This window comes from Loktanella sp. Alg231-35 (assembly GCF_900143545.1).
Taxonomy (GTDB): Bacteria; Pseudomonadota; Alphaproteobacteria; order Rhodobacterales; family Rhodobacteraceae; genus Yoonia.
The window spans coordinates 657019-675041 of sequence record NZ_FREV01000001.1 but is presented as its reverse complement, the minus strand read 5'-3'; the positions used below and the strand labels follow the sequence as shown (position 1 = coordinate 675041).

The 18023-nt window shown below is 58.0% G+C and carries 16 protein-coding genes and 1 pseudogene; 8 read left to right on the top strand and 9 right to left on the bottom strand.

What is annotated here, in order from left to right; translation table 11 throughout:
• Positions 1-104: 104 nt before the first annotated feature.
• Positions 105-755, top strand: a complete 651-nt coding sequence (locus DHN10_RS03420) for a hypothetical protein (protein ID WP_108813821.1) — start codon at positions 105-107, stop codon at positions 753-755.
• On the opposite strand, the gene DHN10_RS03415 is transcribed toward DHN10_RS03420, so the two are convergent.
• A complete protein-coding gene (locus DHN10_RS03415) occupies positions 752-1738 on the bottom strand; it encodes a 2-hydroxyacid dehydrogenase (RefSeq protein WP_108813820.1) in 987 nt (328 codons plus the stop codon). The genes DHN10_RS03420 and DHN10_RS03415 overlap by 4 nt on opposite strands.
• Positions 1739-1846: 108 nt before the next feature.
• Here DHN10_RS03415 and DHN10_RS03410 point away from each other — a divergent pair, with 108 nt between their 5' ends.
• Positions 1847-2386 (top strand): SH3 domain-containing protein, encoded by a 540-nt coding sequence (locus DHN10_RS03410; protein WP_108813819.1) that lies wholly within the window; start codon positions 1847-1849, stop codon positions 2384-2386.
• Between the two features lie 52 nt (positions 2387-2438).
• Here the strand turns inward: DHN10_RS03410 and DHN10_RS03405 are convergent, their stop codons facing one another.
• The 5 genes from DHN10_RS03405 to DHN10_RS03385 form a co-directional block, all read right to left on the bottom strand.
• Positions 2439-4466: a M3 family metallopeptidase gene (locus DHN10_RS03405; protein ID WP_108813818.1), complete on the bottom strand. Its 2028-nt coding sequence runs from the start codon at positions 4464-4466 to the stop codon at positions 2439-2441.
• Positions 4467-4544: 78 nt separating this feature from the next.
• Positions 4545-5594: a HesA/MoeB/ThiF family protein gene (locus tag DHN10_RS03400; RefSeq protein ID WP_108813817.1), complete on the bottom strand. Its 1050-nt coding sequence runs from the start codon at positions 5592-5594 to the stop codon at positions 4545-4547.
• Positions 5591-6046 (bottom strand): dUTP diphosphatase, encoded by a 456-nt coding sequence (gene dut / locus DHN10_RS03395; protein WP_108813816.1) that lies wholly within the window; start codon positions 6044-6046, stop codon positions 5591-5593. The genes DHN10_RS03400 and dut overlap by 4 nt, the downstream gene beginning before the upstream one ends.
• A complete protein-coding gene (coaBC, locus tag DHN10_RS03390) occupies positions 6043-7236 on the bottom strand; it encodes a bifunctional phosphopantothenoylcysteine decarboxylase/phosphopantothenate--cysteine ligase CoaBC (RefSeq protein ID WP_108813815.1) in 1194 nt (397 codons plus the stop codon). Before coaBC ends, dut begins: the two co-directional genes overlap by 4 nt.
• Before the next feature lie 78 nt (positions 7237-7314).
• Positions 7315-8193 carry an RNA polymerase factor sigma-32 gene (locus tag DHN10_RS03385; RefSeq protein WP_108813814.1) on the bottom strand — a complete coding sequence of 293 codons (879 nt, stop codon included), beginning with the start codon at positions 8191-8193 and terminating at the stop codon, positions 7315-7317.
• 94 nt (positions 8194-8287) lie between these two features.
• Here DHN10_RS03385 and cobU point away from each other — a divergent pair, with 94 nt between their 5' ends.
• From cobU to DHN10_RS03365, 4 genes and pseudogenes are all read left to right on the top strand, one after another.
• Positions 8288-8812, top strand: coding sequence for a bifunctional adenosylcobinamide kinase/adenosylcobinamide-phosphate guanylyltransferase (cobU, locus tag DHN10_RS03380; RefSeq protein WP_108813813.1), 525 nt, complete (start codon positions 8288-8290; stop codon positions 8810-8812).
• Positions 8809-9375, top strand: coding sequence for a histidine phosphatase family protein (locus DHN10_RS03375; protein ID WP_234416966.1), 567 nt, complete (start codon positions 8809-8811; stop codon positions 9373-9375). The genes cobU and DHN10_RS03375 overlap by 4 nt, the downstream gene beginning before the upstream one ends.
• 59 nt (positions 9376-9434) lie before the next feature.
• The gene (locus tag DHN10_RS03370; RefSeq protein ID WP_108813811.1) at positions 9435-10124 is read left to right on the top strand and encodes a glutathione S-transferase; all 690 of its coding nucleotides are present in this window, start codon (positions 9435-9437) and stop codon (positions 10122-10124) included.
• 50 nt (positions 10125-10174) lie between these two features.
• Positions 10175-11688, top strand: a pseudogene (locus tag DHN10_RS03365) (YifB family Mg chelatase-like AAA ATPase).
• Here the strand turns inward: DHN10_RS03365 and gshB are convergent.
• From gshB to rsmI, 3 genes are all read right to left on the bottom strand, one after another.
• Positions 11685-12623: a glutathione synthase gene (gene gshB, locus DHN10_RS03360; protein ID WP_108813810.1), complete on the bottom strand. Its 939-nt coding sequence runs from the start codon at positions 12621-12623 to the stop codon at positions 11685-11687. The pseudogene DHN10_RS03365 and the gene gshB sit on opposite strands and share 4 nt — an antisense overlap.
• Before the next feature lie 67 nt (positions 12624-12690).
• Complete coding sequence (locus tag DHN10_RS03355) at positions 12691-13047, bottom strand: YraN family protein (RefSeq protein ID WP_108813809.1); 357 nt, start codon at positions 13045-13047, stop codon at positions 12691-12693.
• Entirely contained in the window at positions 13044-13904 is an 861-nt protein-coding gene (gene rsmI, locus DHN10_RS03350; RefSeq protein ID WP_108813808.1) for a 16S rRNA (cytidine(1402)-2'-O)-methyltransferase, read from the bottom strand. The genes DHN10_RS03355 and rsmI overlap by 4 nt, the downstream gene beginning before the upstream one ends.
• Before the next feature lie 92 nt (positions 13905-13996).
• On the opposite strand from rsmI, the gene DHN10_RS03345 reads away from it, so the two are divergent.
• Together DHN10_RS03345 and DHN10_RS03340 are read left to right on the top strand one after the other, a co-directional pair.
• On the top strand, positions 13997-15181 hold the full coding sequence (locus DHN10_RS03345) for a penicillin-binding protein activator (protein ID WP_108813807.1): 1185 nt from the start codon (positions 13997-13999) through the stop codon (positions 15179-15181).
• A complete protein-coding gene (locus DHN10_RS03340; protein WP_234416980.1) occupies positions 15165-17957 on the top strand; it encodes a [protein-PII] uridylyltransferase in 2793 nt (930 codons plus the stop codon). The genes DHN10_RS03345 and DHN10_RS03340 overlap by 17 nt, the downstream gene beginning before the upstream one ends.
• Positions 17958-18023: the final 66 nt, after the last annotated feature.

Here is an 18023-nt window from a genome sequence, read left to right as displayed (position 1 = left end):
CGCAAAACCGACAACTGCACATCATTGCGCAATTCAGGTCAGGGTTTCCGCACTGGCCGGAGACGTACATTCGTGCTCCCTTACGTCAACGGAAGGGGGAAGTTATGACAATCTACAGGCTCAGAGACGCCGCCACATTGGCCAAGGCAAGCTATACGGCGGGGCAGATCGTCTCGCCTCCGGTGATCAAATCGTTGGATCACAACGATGTACAGGCGCATGTGCTTCAGGGGAATATCCTACTGTTGCCCGGCTCCAATTCTGTGCGTGATTACATCAAGTTCAACCTGCGCCCCCTGCGGTTGGGCAACCGGCGCCTAACGATGAGCAATGGCGGAACCGAGCATGGCGCTTCGGGTACAATCTGGCATCAGGGGTTTCTGGTCTATGCGCGGGTGATCTTTGACTGGCTCAAAGACGAAGGAATCAAACCCAACTTCATTATCGGACATTCGCTTGGCGCAGCGGCCACACAGATCCTGTCAAAAAGCTATGACGCGCCCGCTATCGGTTTTGCAGCACCCCGCCCCAAGAAGACACAAAACCGCGTGCAGCATGACGACAAGTGCCTCTTGCTAAACCGCACCGATGATATTGTACCCAAGATGCCCAGCGCGTTTACCCATATGGGCAAGGCGAAACTGCTGCGTTCCACGACGGACCAGAGGTTTCTTGCGCATTCGATGCCACGTTATCAGACGATCATCGAAGAGGCAGTGCAAGCTCAGGTTCTGCCCGAAACCTGGGGCGGCTAGAGCATCGCCGGAACAACCAGATCAGGTGGCTTGTGACCATCGGCAAAGGTTTTGATATTCACAATAACCTTTTCGCCCATCTCGATCCGCCCCTCGCGTGTTGCCGACCCCATGTGCGGCAGGAGGATCGCGTTTGGCAGTTGTTTGAGACGCGGGTTGATTGCGTGACCGCGTTGAAACACATCCAGACCTGCACCCGCAATCTCACCAGAGCGTAGCATCCTTGTCAGGGCGTTTTCGTCGATCACTTCACCCCGTGAGGTGTTCACGATCACCGCATCAGGCTTCATCAACTTCAGCCTGCGCGCATTCATCAAGTGGAACGTCGAAGGTGTGTGCGGACAATTGATCGACAGGACATCGACCCGTGCGACCATTTGATCAAGGCTTTCCCAATAGGTGGCATCCAACGTCGCTTCGATTTCGGAACGCAGGCGTTTGCGATTGTGGTAATGCACCTGCATGCCAAAGGCCGCTGCACGGCGTGCGACCGCCTGACCAATCCGCCCCATGCCCAGAATACCCAACCGGCGGCCCTTGATCCGCCCACCCATCATTGCCGTGGGTGACCAGCCTTGCCAGTCATTTGATTGCGCCAGACGCAGCCCCTCAGCTAATCGGCGGGTCACACCAAGGATCAGTGCCATCACCATATCGGCGGTATCTTCTGTCACCACACCGGGTGTGTTCGAGACATAGATGCCGTGCTGCCGCGCGGTCGAAACATCAATGTTGTCGATACCCGCCCCATAGTTCGCAATCAGTTTGAGGTTCTCCCCAGCACGGGCAAGAAGATTGGCATCGATATGATCAGTGATGGTGCTGACCAGCACATCTGCACTTGCCATGGCGGCTGCCAGATCATCGGTGGACATCGGGGTGTCATCTTCGCGCAGGGTGACATTGAACAACTCTTTGAGACGCGTTTCAACCACCTCGGGCAACCGTCGCGTCACAACAACACTCAACTGTTTACCTGGCATTCAAACATCTCCCCGGGTTTTCAAATCACTCGTCGCATGGCAGGTTGCGCCAAAGGGACGCGCAGCACAAGAACAGCGCGCCACAAAAAGAGCAGTTAAGGGCAAGTAATGGGTGCCAAGTTAGGTCCATGGGCGCAGTGGCTCTGCCGGATGCAGATCGCCGTTTTGGCGGTCATGCTTTGCGTGGGCGCAAGTGATGCCCAACAGACCGAGACGGGTCCAGCCATCGGCCCCGAAACAAACCTCCCCCTGCCCCGTTTTGTGTCACTTCGTGCAAGCGAGGCGAATGTCCGGCGCGGTCCGTCACTGTCGCATCGCATCGATTGGGTGTTCAAACGTCGTGATATGCCGCTGCAGGTGATTGCTGAATACGGCCACTGGCGGCGGGTGATTGACCGCGACGGGCAAGGTGGCTGGGTCCATTACCGGATGCTGTCAGGCTCGCGGACTGTTGTGATCGAGGGTGAGACAGCGCTGCGCAATCGCCCGGAAGCGGACGCATTAGAAAACGCCATGCTGGAACCCGGTGTTGTGGCCCGCCTTGGCGATTGCAATCCTGAATGGTGCCAACTGACCGCGGGCGGCTATCGCGGCTGGGTGCCCAAGGCGGCGCTTTGGGGCGTCGCGGACGCTGAAATCCGCGACTGACCTATCAGCACCCCTGTGTCCGAGGCCGGTCGGTGATCTGCCTCCAACAGTTTCAGGCTGCCCTGTCCAACCCACGCCCCTTTAAAAGCGCCTCAACACCGGGCAAGCGCCCTCGGAACGTGATGTAGAGATCAGCCGCATCCACAGAACCGCCCGAAGACAGCACAGTTTCTTCCAATCGTCTGGCGGTTTCAGGATCGAACGGGCCACCGGCCTCTTCGAAGGCGGCAAAGGCATCGGCGTCCATCACTTCTGACCACATGTAGCTGTAATAACCACTGGAGTATCCGTCGCCTGCAAACACATGGGCGAAATGGGGCGTTGCGTGACGCATACGAATGGCATGTGGCATCCCAATTTCTTCAAGAATCTCAGCCTGCCGTTGCATCGGATCCGCAGGGGCGGGACCATCGTGAAAGCCAAGGTCCACAAGGGCCGAGGCCACATATTCCACCGTCTGGAACCCCATGTCGTAGGTCGCAGCGCCCAGCATCCGCTTAAGCAGATCCGCTGGCATCGCTTCACCGGTTTCAGCATGGGTCGCAAATTCGGCCAACACCTCTGGCACTTCGAGCCAATGTTCATAAAGCTGGCTGGGAAGTTCCACGAAATCGCGTGCGACAGAGGTGCCCGAAATGCTCTCATAGGTCACATCCGACAGCATTTGGTGCAGCGCATGGCCAAATTCATGAAACAGCGTGCGGGCATCATCATACGACAGCAACGCAGGTTTCCCCGCCTCCGGCTTGGCAAAGTTGCAGACGTTCACCACATGCGGGCGGACGTCACCTGACAGTCGTTGCTGGGACCGCATCGCCGAACACCACGCACCCGACCGTTTTGAGCCGCGCGCGAAATAGTCACCAATAAAGACCGCAACATGCGCGCCATTGCGGGTGACCTCCCACAGGCGCACATCGGGGTGGTAGACAGGGCCATCAATAGGCGCGAATTCCAACCCAAACAGGCGGTTCGCGCAGGAAAAGGCGGCTTCGATCATGCGATCCAACTGAAGGTAGGGTTTCAGCTCTGCCTCATCCAGATCATGCAGTTCCTTGCGGCGCTTTTCAGCATAGTAGCGCCAGTCCCAAGGCTCCAACGGGCCATCAAACCCATCGGCATGCAGCATGCGTTCCAATGCAGCGGCGTCAGTCTCTGCCGCAGCCTTGGCCGGTTGCCAAACCTGCATCAGCAAATCGCGCACAGCACCCGGCGTGCCCGCCATCTCTGTTTCCAACTTGAAATCCGCGAATGTCTTATAGCCCAGCAGCTTTGCGCGCGTTTCACGCAGTTTCAGCGTTTCTGCCGCGATGCCGCGGTTGTCGGTCTTGCCACCATTGGCACCTCTTGCGCCCCAGGCCTCATAGGCCTTCTGGCGCAGCTCACGCTGGTCAGAGAATTGCAGGAACGGCACGATCAAGGATCGCGACAGTGTCACAACAGGGCCGCCCGCGTCTTTTTCCTCTCCTGCAGCTTTCGCCGTCGCGATCACAAAGTCAGGCAAGCCAGACAGGTCATCTGGCCCTAGCGACATGAACCATTCGCGTTCGTCGGCCAGCAGGTTTTGGACAAACTGCGTGTCCAAAACCGACAGACGGGATTTCACGTCGCGCAATTCCTCGGCGGCTTGACCTTCCAATTGCGCCCCTGCGCGGACAAAACCGCGGCGCGTCAGCATCAGGACGCGCTGTTGTTCATCGGTCAGGTCCAGCGTGTCGCGCTGCGCCCAGACCGCCTCGACCCGCGCAAAAAGCGCCGTGTTCTCGGAAATCTCGGAACTGTAAGCACTCAGCAGCGGGGCAAAGTCACGCTGCAATGCTTCGCGGGCAGGGTTACTATCGGCACCCGCAAGACTATAGAACGCGCTGAGCACCCGGTTAAGCGTGTCATCCGCCATTTCCATCGCGGCAATGGTATTGTCAAAATCAGGTGCATCAGGGTTGCCCGCGATGGCTGCGATATTCGCACGCGCGGTGGTCAAAGCCGCATCAACCGCAGGCATGAAATCATCATCCGCAATCTGATCAAAGGGCGGCAGTCCAAAGGGTGTAGACCAATCGGCGAGCAGGGGGTTTGTCATGGGAAATCTCCTTTGATCATCAGGTAGGGCTGGTCATGAACACATGCCAGCGAAGGACTTATAAAAAGGCAAAAAGCCCTAACTTTTTGCTCCGCGCCCCTGACAAACAGTGCAATCACTGCGCGGCTTGACGGCAATGGACCGGGTCTGTGCGTAAAGGGCATCATAGAGCAGCAAGCGCCCGCCCAAGCCTTCGCCAGCGCCCGTAATCCGCTTGATGGCTTCGACCGCCATCATCGCCCCAATGACACCCGGCAAAGGGCCGATAACGCCAGCCTCAGCGCAGCTTGGCACCAAGGATGGATCGGGCGCAGTTGGAAAAACGCAGGCATAACAAGGCGTACCCGCCGAAGGGTCATAAAGGCTGATCTGCCCTTCCCATTGGGTCAATGCCGCAGCGATCAGCGGGGTCTGAGACTGAACGGCCGTTTCATTTACCAGATAACGGGTATCAAAGTTATCCGTACCATCCAGCACCAGATCGTAATCTGCGAACAGATCTGCGGCGATGTCTGCCGTCAATCTACGATGATAGGGGCGGACGGTCACAAAGGGGTTTTGCGCCTTCATCGCCTCAGCCGCTGACTGCACTTTGGGCATGCCAATGTTGCGATCCAGATGGATCACCTGCCGTTGCAGATTGGCATTTTCGACCGCATCATCATCAATCACACCAATCGTGCCAACACCCGCCGCTGCCAGATACTGCAAGGCCGGAGCACCCAAACCCCCTGCTCCGACAACCAGCACGCGCGCATCGCGCAGTGCCTTTTGGCCCATTCCACCAACCTCGCGCAGGATGATGTGCCGGGCATAACGCTCAAGCTCGGTTTCGGAAAAACTGTCGGTCTTGGTCGGCAAGGCCTGCGCTTCTGCCGCCCGCACCTTCAGCTGCAACAGGATCTTGCGGTAGCCCCAGATCAAAAACCCAAAGCCAAACAAAATCGCCCAGAGCCGCGCATCACCGCCCGTCGCCATACGCAGCGGATGTCCGTCAGGCAGGATCACATGCAGCAACATGACGCCGACCAGCAAGATCACCATCATGTTCCAGCGCACCGCATTAGGCACCTTCATCACCACCCCGATGATCCAAAGCACCGCAGCCATTGCGCCGACCATGATCATAGGCCAGTTGACCCAAACCCACCGGAACCGCGCAGGGTGTCGTCCAGCGTATCAACCACCGTGAATTCCGCCTGCACAACGGGTGCGACGACCATTTGTGCGATGCGCATCCCGTGGGTAATCTCAAACGTATCCGCGCCAAGGTTGATCATGATCACGCCCAAAGGCCCCCGGTAGTCGCTGTCGATGGTGCCCGGCGTATTTGCCAGCGTGACGCCATGCTTGAGCGCCAGACCAGAGCGCGGCCTGATTTGCACCTCAAAGCCTGTGGGGATCGCCATGCGTAAGCCCGTCGGCACCAGCGCGCGTCCTCCGGGCGGCAGCATGATCGCAGCTTTCTTGGGCAGATTGGCGCGTAGGTCTGCACCTGCGGCACCTACTGTTTCGTAGTGCGGCAGGCCAAGCGTGGTATCTGCGCCTGCATCCCACTGGAACTGGACTGTCACACTCACGCTAGCGCCTCGGCAATTCTTGCGGCAAGGGCCCGTGCGACTTCGGGCTTGGTCATCCGCGGCCAATCCTCTGCACCATCCTGCGTGATCAATGTCACGTCGTTTTCTGCACCACCCATGATCCCCGTCTCGGGCGAGACATCATTGGCGACAATCCAGTCACATTGTTTGCGCGCTCGTTTGGCGGTGGCATTTGCAATGACATCATCAGTTTCAGCGGCAAATCCGACAACCAGTTTAGGGCGACCTGTCTTCATCTGTGCGACAGTGGCCAGAATGTCGGGGTTCTCGGCGAATTCCAGTTTAGGCAAACCAGAGCCATCTTTCTTGATCTTGGACGCACCGGCGTTGGCCACATGCCAATCGGCGACAGCGGCCGCAAAAACGGCCGCATCAGCGGCTCCGGCGACGGTCACGGCGTCCAACATCTGCGCTGCGGTCTGCACCTGCACGGTGTCGACATCCATCGGAGGGGCGACATCCGCAGGGCCAGTCACAAATGTCACACGCGCGCCTAACGCCGCGAGCGCCGCAGCAATCGCCGTGCCTTGCGCACCAGAGGATCGGTTTGCGATGTAACGCACCGGGTCAATCGGTTCATGCGTCGGGCCAGAGGTCACAATCACGTGTTTGCCCTGCAATGGGCCATCGGTAAGGGCTGCATCAACCGCTGCGATAATCTCGGGAACTTCGGCCATGCGACCGGGGCCGTATTCGCCGCAGGCCATGTCGCCCTCATTCGGGCCCACAACAAGCACACCATCGCCTTGCAATGTCGCCAGATTGCGCTGCGTTGCGGGATGCTGCCACATGCGCACATTCATGGATGGGGCGATCAAAACGCGCTTGTCGGTGGCCAAAAGAAGTGTTGATGCAAGATCATTGGCCAAACCGCCCGCCATCTTAGCCATCAGATCAGCCGTTGCCGGCGCGACTACAATCAGATCGGCGGCACGGGATAGTTCGATATGGCCCATCTCGGCCTCGTCCGTCAGATCGAACAAATCCTGATATATTTTGGACGCAGAAAGCGCCGACAGGCTAAGGGGTGTCACAAACTCCGCACCGGCGGTCGTCAACACTGGCGTCACCCGCGCGCCCTGCTCGCGCAGACGGCGCACCAAATCAAGTGATTTGAACGCGGCAATGCCACCCCCAACGATCAACAAAATATGCTTATTTGCCAGCATGTGGTGTCTCCAACCGGTGTTGGGCTGACACTAGGTCAGATCGGACCGGAAACACAATGATTGGCGCAAGGTTAGCGCCTATGCAAAGAACGCATGCACTTCAGTGCTTTGGGATTCCAGGCTCTTGCGCATCTTGCCAAAGGCCGCCGCTTCCAACTGACGCACCCGTTCTTTAGAGAGGCCCAGTTCTGTGCCAAGGCTTTCCAGCGTGCGTGGTTCTTCACGCAGCTTGCGCTCGCACACGATGAACTGCTCGCGATCATTCAGGCCGGACAAAGCGGTCAGCAGCCACTGGCGCAACGTGTCGTTGTCGTGGTCATTTGCCACGGTCTCTTCAGCTTGCGGACCGTTATCTTCAAGCGCATCAATCCACTCGCGGCCTTCGTCCTCGGCTGATTGAGTGGCGTTGAGAGAGAAATCAGAACCGGACAAACGGCCTTCCATCATCTCAACATCATGCAATGGGACGCCGACCTCAATCGCGATCAATTCGCGCATTTGCTGCTTATCCATCACGCGGCCTTCGGCGGCTGCTTCACGCTCCAACCGGGCCTGCACGCGGCGCATGTTGAAGAACAAGGATTTCTGAGAGGATGTGGAGCCGGTGCGGACCATCGACCAGTTGCGCATCACGTAATCCTGGATTGATGCTTTGATCCACCAGACAGCGTAGGTCGAAAAGCGCACGCCACGATCCGGGTCAAACTTGTCAGCCGCCTTCATCAGACCAACAGATGCCTCCTGAATAAGATCATTCATCGGCGCGCCATATCGCTTGAACTTTGACGCCATAGAAATCGCGAGGCGCATATAGGCCGTAATCAGGCGGTGCAAAGCCTTCTCATCACGATCATCCCGCCAAGCATAGGCCAATGCCAGCTCTGTCTCAGCGTCAAGCAGTTCTGCTTTCATCGCCGTGCGTGACAGTGTTTGATCAGAAAAACCGGAAACGCCCATGTTTATTCTCCCAGATAGCCGTGCTGTGCATTAACTTTGTTTGGTGAATTAGATACGCAGGAGTGAAGTCTATGGATCATATATAGTGACGCCCATGCCATTGCCCAACCTCTCTCTTGTTCTAGGTGGCGCTGCCTCCGGCAAATCTGCCTTTTCGGAAAGCCTTGTGCTGCAAAGCAATTCTGATCCGGTCTATGTAGCGACCGCGCAGGTATTTGATGATGAAATGGCAGAAAAAATCCTGCGCCATCGCGAAATGCGCGGGGATCGCTGGACCACAATAGAAGAACCGTTGGACGTCGCGGGCGCACTTTCAGGCGTGAAATCAGGGCAACCTGTTCTGATCGATTGCGCGACGCTGTGGCTGACCAATGTGATCCTGAGTGAACATAACCTCGACACCGCGACCACAGGCTTCCTTGCCGCTGTACAGGATTGTGCGGGACCTGTCGTTGTTGTCTCGAACGAAGTTGGTCAGGGCATCGTGCCCGACAACGCACTCTCGCGCAGGTTTCGCAATGCGCAGGGGCGGTTGAATCAGCAAATCGCCGCGCGCGCAGATCTTGTCGTTGCGGTGATGGCCGGGCTTCCGATGGTGCTGAAAGGTACACTGCCGTGACACGGCTGTGGATGGTGCGCCACGGGCCGACCCATGCCAAAACCATGGTGGGCTGGTCAGACCTGCCCGCCGATTTGTCAGACACCGCAGCCGTTGCCCGATTGCGCGCGCATCTGCCCGACGCGCCAGTTGTGTCATCTGATCTGAGCCGGGCCACAGCAACCGCAGATGCGCTGACACCGCAGACCCGCTTGCCGCATGATTCCGACCTGCGAGAGATCAACTTTGGCCAATGGGAATTGCGCACATTTGCTGAGGTCGAAGCCGAAGACCCCACCACGATCCGCGCCTATTGGGAAACGCCGGGCCATGTGGCCCCTCCCGACGGGGAAAGCTGGAACGCTGTGCGCGCGCGTGTGGACAAAGCCGTGGACCGCTATCTACAGCAGGCGCATGAAGACCTGATCATCGTGGCCCATTTCGGCGCAATTCTGACACAAGTGCAGCGCGCACTTGGTATTGGTGCCTATGAGGCCTTCAGCCACCGGATCGACAATCTCTCTGTAACTCAGCTTGAGTGGGATAATGGCTGGCGCGTTGGCCAGATCAATCACAATCTGTGATGCAGGGCTTCACACAAGATCACTCGCCAGTCTCTGCGATGTGGCACTAGACTGCCGCCATGACATACGAACTCTATATCGGTGATCGCACCTTCAGTAGCTGGTCTTTGCGTGGCTGGCTGATGTTCGAAAAATTCGGACTGGATTTCAACACTCATATGGCGGGGCTTTACGCTGGCACCATGCGGGCAGATCTGGCGCATATCGCCCCGGCCCGCATGGTGCCCGCAATGCAAACGCCCGCAGGGCATGTGGTGACAGACAGCCTTGCGATGGCAGAAACGCTTGTGGAAAATCACCCCGATATCAACCTCTACCCGGCTAATCCGGCAGCGCGGGCCCTCGCGCGTTCGATCACGGCTGAGATGCACAGCGGATTTGGAGCCCTGCGGGATGCTTGCCCGATGATGTTGGCGTTCTGTTGGGATGGGTTCCCCGCGTCCGACGCTGTCAAAGCAGACCTTTCACGAATCGAACAGCTTTGGTCTTTGGCGCGCAAGCGGCATGGGGCCGGCGGGCGCTGGCTCTTTGGGGATTACTCGCTGGCTGATGTCTTCTACGCTCCTGTTGCTATGCGTATTACGGCCTATGATCTATCGCTGGGCGAAGATGCAGAACGTTATGTGCAAGCGCATCTTGAAGATCCGGCAATCCGGGGATGGCGGGCCGAGGCTGTGAAAGACAGCTATGAACCTTGGCCTTACCCGCAAGATCTGCCGCGCAAACTCTGGCCCGGTGATGCGCATTAACCTTTCCTAAACCTCGCCTCCCTAACCGTTAACCAAGAACGGAGGGCGCGATGGTCGCACTGGCCTATACTGTGGCATTTGAAGGGATTGAGGCGCGGCTTGTTGAGGTGCAATGCGCTATCACACCGGGCATCCCTGCGTTTTCAATCGTTGGATTGCCGGACAAGGCCGTGTCAGAGGCCCGTGAACGGGTGCGCGCTGCTCTGACATCAATGGCAATCGCGCTACCGTCAAAGCGGATCACGGTGAACTTGTCACCTGCAGACCTGCCCAAGGAAGGCTCGCACTTTGATCTGCCCATCGCGCTGGCCCTGCTGGCCGCATTGGAGATCGTGCCCTTGGATGACGCCGCACAAACCGTGGCCTTGGGTGAATTGTCGTTGAACGGCACCTTGGTGCCCGTTGTCGGCGCGCTTCCGGCTGCAATGGCAGCAGCAGCGGACGACCGCACGCTACTATGCCCGCAAGCCTGCGGATCAGAGGCGGCATGGGTGGGCGCAGCCAAGGTGATTGCGCCACGCAGCCTGTCCGATGTGGTCAGGCATTTCAGCGGGCAAGCGATCCTGCCCCCTCGGAACCAGGCGAAGTCAGCGGGCAAACCGGATTGCAAGACCTATCCGAAGTCAAAGGACAAGAACGGGCCAAACGCGCGCTTGAAATCGCCGCCGCCGGGCGGCATCACCTGCTGCTTATCGGCTCACCGGGATCTGGCAAATCGATGCTGGCTGCGCGCATTCCGGGGATACTCCCCCCGCTTAGTCCCGAAGAGGCGCTGGAGACCTCAATGATCCATTCGTTGTCTGGCTTACTTGATGAAGGGGGCATCAACCGCGAACGTCCTTTCCGGGAACCACATCACACAGCCTCCATGGCAGCCATCGTGGGTGGCGGGCGCGGCGCAAAACCCGGCGAAATCAGCCTTGCCCACAACGGCGTGCTTTTCATGGATGAATTCCCTGAGTTTTCGCGCACAGTGCTGGAAACGCTCCGCCAACCCATCGAAACCGGCGAAGTCGTGGTGGCGCGGGCCAATGCCCATGTGCGCTACCCTTGCCGCTTCATGCTCGTGGCGGCCGCAAACCCTTGCAAATGCGGCTACCTCGCGGACCCGGCACGGGCCTGCGCACGCGTTCCGCTATGTGGCGAGGATTACCTGGGTCGCATCTCGGGACCTTTGATGGACAGGTTTGATCTGCGCGTCGAAGTCCCGCCCGTGGCCTTCACAGACCTCGATCTGCCCGAAGGTGGCGAGACTTCTGCGCAGGTCGCATCTCGGGTCGCTGGCGCGCGCGCCAAACAGTTGGAGCGGTTTGCCGGGCACGCAACAGCGCGTGTCAATGCGGATGCCGAAGGGCATCTGCTTGATGAGATCGCAACACCGGACGATGAAGGGCGCGCATTGCTGGTGAAGGTCGCCGAACGATTTGGCCTGTCCGCACGGGGCTATCACCGCGTGCTAAGGGTTGCGCGCACGATTGCCGATCTTGAAGGTGTGGGCGCCGTCCAACGCAGCCACGTCGCCGAGGCCGTGAGTTTCAGGGTATCCACTTTGGCAGAAAACTAGCGTTTCGCCTCAATCGCCTGCCAGATTTTTTCAGCAATATTGACACCGTCAAACCGCTCAAGCTCTTGAATGCCGGTGGGCGAGGTCACATTGATCTCGGTCAGCCAATCGCCGATCACATCGATCCCCACAAATACCTGCCCTTTTTCACGCAAAAGCGGCCCAATGCGGGCGCAAATCTCGCGATCACGGTCGGTCAAGGCAACCTTTTCTGGGCGCCCGCCTACATGCATGTTCGACCGCGTTTCGCCAGCGGCGGGCACACGGTTGATGGCGCCGACGGGCTCACCATCAACGAGGATCACCCGCTTGTCGCCCTTGGCCACCGCGGGCAGGAACTGCTGCATAATCAGGGGTTCGCGATTGATGCCTGCAAAAAGCTCGTGCAGCGAGGCTAGATTGCGGTCATCGGCCATCAGTTTGAACACACCCGCACCCCCATTGCCGTAAAGCGGTTTGAGAATCACATCGCCATGGCGCGTGCGAAATTCCTTTAGCGTTTCAAGGTCCCGAGCAATCATCGTTGGCGGTGTCAGGTCAGGGAAGCCCAACACAAGGAGTTTTTCGGGATAGTTGCGCACCCAAAACGGATCGTTCACGACCAACGTGTCGGGGTGAACCATATCAAGAAGATGGGTTGTCGTAATATAGCCCATGTCAAATGGGGGATCCTGGCGCAGCCACACAACATCCATTTCGGCCAGATCAACGGTTTGTTCAGCGCCAAGGGCGAAATGATCGCCCTTCACCCGCTGCACCGTCAATGGCCAGCCCTTGGCTGTCACCCGGCCAGTATCATAGGCAATCTTGTCAGGGGTATAGTAGAAAAGGCTATGACCCCGCGCCTGTGCTTCTTCAGCGATGCGAAATGTGCTGTCGGCATCAATATCAATTGGCCCAATCGGGTCCATCTGGAATGCGATCTTCAATGTCATCGGGCCAACCTCTACAGTGCGTGTTGGCCTTTAGATGGCGCAGGGCTGCGTGATGTGCAATGGGGCGTCAAGCTTCCATGAAGGCGTTTTCGATCACCTGCACAGCGCCAGTGCCATTCACAAGCGCCAGATCAAACCGTACATCCGTCAACTGCCCCCGCGGTTCATGCATCAGAAATTCAGAAGCCGCGGCACAAATTCGGTCCATTTGACGTCGGGCAAGACGCGTCGCAGCCTGTGCAAAACTACGGCTTTTCTTGACCTCGATAAAGACAACTGTGTCGCCATCTCGTGCGATCAGATCAATCTCACCGGCCTGACCGCGCCAGCGATGCGCGGCAATCTCGTGGTTGCGACGCGCATAATCATCGGCAACAACGTCTTCGGCTACTCTTCCGGCATGATATCCCACTGACCCTGTCATTCCTCATCTCCCAATGTCAGCGCAATCTGGTAGACCTGCCGCCGGGGCAAGCCCAGCGCCCCTGCAACAACTGTTGCCGCATCCTTCACACGCATCGTCTTCATCGCCTCGCGCAGCGCAACGCTGACGTCCTGATCGTCCACCGCGCGGGCGCCCGCGCGCCCGACCAAAACAACCACTTCACCTTTGACCTGCCGATCTGCAAACTGATCAGCGAGTGCTGCCAGATCGCCGCGCACCACCTCTTCAAATTTCTTTGTCAGTTCCCGACAGACCACCGCCTCTCGATCCCCTCCCAGAACATCCCGCAAATTACCTAACATTTCGCCAACACGTTTCGGGCTTTCATAAAACACCAGCGTAAATGGCACATCCCGCAGCCCTGCGATCTCGGTTTCGCGCTGTTGCTTTGACGCGGGCAGAAACCCGACAAACGCAAACCTGTCGGTTGGCAGCCCCGACACTGTTAACGCCGCCAGCACCGCCGATGCCCCCGGTGCAGAGGTCACCGTCAGACCTTCTGCAATCACCGCCCGCCCCAGTTCAAACCCCGGATCAGCGACAAGCGGCGTGCCTGCCTCCGACACATAGGCCACGGATTTCCCACCCTGAATGTCCCGAACCAACCGGGCAACGGCCCCGTCACCGCTATGATCATGAAACGCGACAACCTTGCGCCCGTTCAATCCAACACCATGAATTTCCATTAGTTTTCGGGCTGTGCGGGTATCCTCTGCTGCAATCAGATCGGCTGACGCCAGAATGTCCAGACTGCGCAAAGTAATATCACGCGCAGCCCCGATGGGTGTCGCCACGAAATACAACCCGGCAGAGAGTGGCTTGTGTTCAAAATTCATCTCTGGACCCGACTGCCCCCTGCTTTATGATGGCCCCAATTCGCGGCGAGTGATGCACCAGCCTGTCGCACGTTTCAGGAGGAATAACCGCCATGTTTGCTCGTTTCAGCACCGCCCGCAAGCGCATCGCTCAGTTTTTTGCAGTCACGTCGCTGCTGTGGCTGGCTGCCTGTGATGTCACCCTCGCCCCGGACGCAAATGTCGGTCAGGCGATCGATCTAAGCGAACCAATTCAGGTGGCCCTGCTTGTGCCCGGCGCGTCCACACAGGAAACAGACAACCAGCTTGCCCAAAACTTTGAAAATGCAGCCCGGCTGGCCATCGCCGACCTTGAGGGCGCCACGATAAATCTGCGTGTCTACAACACGGCAGGCGGCAATCCGGAACAGGCGGCCGCTTCAGCCACACAGGCCGTCAATGACGGAGCCAAGATCATCCTTGGACCACTTTATGGAGAGGCCGCAAATGCCGCGGGTGTTGCCATCGCTGGCCGCGATGTGAATGTGCTGGCTTTCTCCAACAATACAGCCTTTGCAGGCGGCAACGTGTTTATCCTTGGTGCGACTTTTGACAACACCGCCTCAAGGCTGGTCAACTTTGGGCAGCGGTTGGGGATCAGCCGCTACATGGTGCTGCATGGCGATGACCTGCAGGGCCGCGTCGGCCGCGACGCGATCACCTCTGCGGTCCAAACCAACGGTGCCGAAGTTGTCGGCGTCGAAAGCTATCCGCTGTCACAGCAAGGCATCTTCACCTCAACGCGGCGCATAGTGTCAAACGTCAGTGGATCAGGCGCGCAGGCTGTCTTTGCTACGGCCAGTGCGAACGCAGACCTGCCCATTATCGCAACTGCCTTGCCTGATGCGGGTATGGATACGCAGCGCAGCCCGTTCGTTGGGCTGACCCGTTGGGATACGCTGCCACAGCTTGTCGCCTTGCCCGGTCTTGAAGGCGGCTTGTTTGCCCTTCCCGATGCGGGCCCATCGGAGCTTTTTGCGAACCGGTATTCGGCCACCTATGGCGACGCGCCGCACCCGCTTGCGGGGCTGGCCTATGACGGCATTGCCGCTATTGGCGCGCTGGCTGCCGCCGGAAACACCGATGCGCTCACCAAAACGGCCCTCACTCAGCCACAGGGTTTCCGCGGCACCGCTGGTGTCTTCCGCCTGCTGCCAAACGGCCTTAACCAGCGTGGGCTGGCCGTCGCAACCATCCAAAACAATCAGGTCGTTATCCTTGAACAAGCGCCAAGAAGCTTTGGTGGCGCGGGTTTCTAAGCCCGTTCAGCCGTCGCAAGAGGACACGCCGGACAGGTTAATCTGCCCGGCGTCCGCTATTTTTGACAGCACAGCAATCACTGCTGAGGTTGCCGAAAAGATCACACATGCGACATCAGAAAAGGATATCCGGGCGGCAACCGTTGGGGTGCTGAGCGATGCGCGCAAGGCCGGCATGGCTACAATCGCGGCGGCCTTTGCAGCACAACCCTTTGCGGCCCGCCAAGTCACAGCATCCTACAGTTGGCTGACCGATCAGATCATCGCCATCATCCTGCAAGTTGCCCAAAACAACCTCCATCCTCTGCCGAACCCGACCGAGGCAGAGCGCCTGTCCCTGATTGCCGTTGGCGGCTACGGACGCGGTGAAATGGCCCCGTTTTCAGACGTCGACCTGTTGTTTCTGACACCCTATAAAATCACCCCTTGGGCAGAGAGCGTCGTTGAATCGATGCTCTATATGCTGTGGGATCTGAAGCTGAAGGTCGGCCACGCCACCCGTACTGTCAAAGATTGCCTCAGGTTGGCAAAGGATGACTACACAATCCGCACCTCGCTTGTTGAATACCGCTATTTGGCGGGTGATGCGGCCTTGGCTGATGAATTGGGCGAAAGGCTCTGGACCGATCTGTTTCAATCCACCGCAAGCGATTTCATCGAAGCGAAACTCGAGGAACGTGCCGAGCGGCACCGCAAGCAAGGCGGGCAGCGCTATGTGGTAGAACCCAATGTCAAAGAAGGCAAAGGCGGGTTGCGCGACCTGCAATCGCTGTTCTGGATCAACAAATATATCAACGGCGTCAAAGATGCCGCCGACCTGGTCTCACTCAAAGTCTTTACATCGGAAGAATTCGAAACCTTCGTGACCGCAGAGGATTTCCTTTGGGCTGTGCGGTGCCACCTGCATCTGATCGCCGGGCGGGCCATGGATCAGTTGACCTTTGACCTGCAAGTCGAGGTGGCCGCGGCCATGGGCTATACCGATCACGGCGGACGGCGCGGGGTGGAACACTTTATGCAGGCCTATTTCCGTCAGGCCACCCATGTGGGCGAACTGACGCGCGTCTTTCTAACGGCGCTTGAAGCCAACCATGTGAAGTCTGAACCGATGCTGCTGCGCCTGCTGGGGCGGCGCAAACGGGCCAAAGCGCCCTATACGATCAAGCAGAACCGCCTGACCATCGCCGATGAAACGGCTTTCTTTGCCAACAACCTTAACATGCTGCGGATCTTTGAAGAGGGCCTGCGCACCGGAACGCTTCTGCATCCGGACGCCATGCGGCTGATTGCGGCCAATCTTGATTTGATCGACGCTGATCTGCGCGAAAACAAAGAAGCGCGGCGCATTTTTGTTGATTTGCTGCTCAAGCACGGCAACCCTGAACGGGCCTTGCGCAGAATGAACGAATTGGGTGTGTTGGGGGCCTTCATCCCCGAATTTGCACCCATTGTGGCAATGATGCAGTTCAATATGTATCACCACTACACCGTGGACGAACACACCATCCAATGCATCAGCAACCTTGCCCAGATTGAGCGCAAAGAATTGATCGAAGAGCTGCCCGTTGTTTCGGGTATTCTAGAGCGCGGTGTCGCTCGCAAGGTCATCTATATCGCGCTTTTGCTGCACGATATCGGCAAAGGCCGGGATGAGGATCACTCGATCCTCGGTGCGCAGATCGCCCGTAAGATTTGCCCGCGACTGGGGCTCAGCAAAAAGGACTGCGAAACCGTCGAATGGCTGATCCGCTATCACTTACTCATGTCCGACGTCGCGCAAAAGCGCGATATCTCGGAACCGCGCACCGTGAGAGGTTTTGCAAATGCGGTTAAGTCCGTCGAGCGACTTGATCTGCTGACCGTCCTGACGGTGTGCGATATTCGTGGGGTCGGGCCGGGTACCTGGAACAACTGGAAAGCGGTACTGATCCGCAACCTTTACCGTGCAACCAAGGCAGCACTTGAAACCGGGCTGGAGGACCTTAACCGCGAAACCCGCGAGGCCGAAGCCAAGCGCGCCCTGCGGGCAGAGTTAACTGGATGGGACAGCAAAGACATCAAAGCCGAGATCGGGCGCCACTATGGGCCCTATTGGCAAGGTGTGCCGCTGTCTGCGCAACTGGTCTTTGCTGAGATGCTCAAGGATATTGATGAGGGCGACTTCAAGGTGGATCTAATGCCCGACGACGAACGGGACGCCACGCGCGCCTGTTTCGCGATGGTCGATCACGCCGGGCTGTTCAGCCGGATCACCGGGGCTTTGGCCCTTGTGGGGGCCAATGTCGTCGATGCGCGCAGCCTGACAACCAAGGACGGCTACTACACTTGTGTGTTCTGGATGCAGGATAACGATGGCAACCCCTATGAGGCCGATCGTTTGCCACGGTTGCGTCGGATGATTGACCGCACGCTGCGGGGCGAGTTGGTGGCCAAGGAAGAATTGCGCAGCAAAGACAAGATCAAGAAGCGCGAACGCGCTTTCCGGGTGCCCACAACCATCAGTTTTGATAACGAAGGGTCCGAGATCTATACAATCATTGAGGTCGACACACGTGACCGTCCGGGGCTTCTGCACGATTTGACACGAACATTGACCGATAACCATGTCTCAATCTCTTCGGCGGTGATTGCCACTTATGGAGAGCAAGTCGTGGATACATTTTATGCAAAGGACATTGTGGGGCTAAAATTGCACTCCGAAGCGCGGCGGGCCTCGCTTGAGCGTAAACTGTTGGCGGCCATTGCAGCAGGCGTTGAACGGGCGGCAAAGGCGTGAGGGTGCTGCGCCGCAAATTCTTTCAAGAATTTCGACCAGAATTTTCGAGAATTCTGGAGCGCCTCT

Excerpts from the sequence above, each read along its gene's own strand:
- DHN10_RS03420 (WP_108813821.1), top strand. The coding sequence starts at position 105 with ATGACAATCTACAGGCTCAGAGACGCCGCCACATTGGCCAAGGCAAGC.
- DHN10_RS03415 (WP_108813820.1), bottom strand. The coding sequence starts at position 1,738 with ATGCCAGGTAAACAGTTGAGTGTTGTTGTGACGCGACGGTTGCCCGAG.
- DHN10_RS03410 (WP_108813819.1), top strand. The coding sequence starts at position 1,847 with ATGGGTGCCAAGTTAGGTCCATGGGCGCAGTGGCTCTGCCGGATGCAG.
- DHN10_RS03405 (WP_108813818.1), bottom strand. The coding sequence starts at position 4,466 with ATGACAAACCCCCTGCTCGCCGATTGGTCTACACCCTTTGGACTGCCG.
- DHN10_RS03400 (WP_108813817.1), bottom strand. The coding sequence starts at position 5,594 with ATGATCATGGTCGGCGCAATGGCTGCGGTGCTTTGGATCATCGGGGTG.
- coaBC (WP_108813815.1), bottom strand. The coding sequence starts at position 7,236 with ATGCTGGCAAATAAGCATATTTTGTTGATCGTTGGGGGTGGCATTGCC.
- DHN10_RS03385 (WP_108813814.1), bottom strand. The coding sequence starts at position 8,193 with ATGGGCGTTTCCGGTTTTTCTGATCAAACACTGTCACGCACGGCGATG.
- cobU (WP_108813813.1), top strand. The coding sequence starts at position 8,288 with ATGCCATTGCCCAACCTCTCTCTTGTTCTAGGTGGCGCTGCCTCCGGC.
- DHN10_RS03370 (WP_108813811.1), top strand. The coding sequence starts at position 9,435 with ATGACATACGAACTCTATATCGGTGATCGCACCTTCAGTAGCTGGTCT.
- gshB (WP_108813810.1), bottom strand. The coding sequence starts at position 12,623 with ATGACATTGAAGATCGCATTCCAGATGGACCCGATTGGGCCAATTGAT.
- DHN10_RS03355 (WP_108813809.1), bottom strand. The coding sequence starts at position 13,047 with ATGACAGGGTCAGTGGGATATCATGCCGGAAGAGTAGCCGAAGACGTT.
- rsmI (WP_108813808.1), bottom strand. The coding sequence starts at position 13,904 with ATGAATTTTGAACACAAGCCACTCTCTGCCGGGTTGTATTTCGTGGCG.
- DHN10_RS03345 (WP_108813807.1), top strand. The coding sequence starts at position 13,997 with ATGTTTGCTCGTTTCAGCACCGCCCGCAAGCGCATCGCTCAGTTTTTT.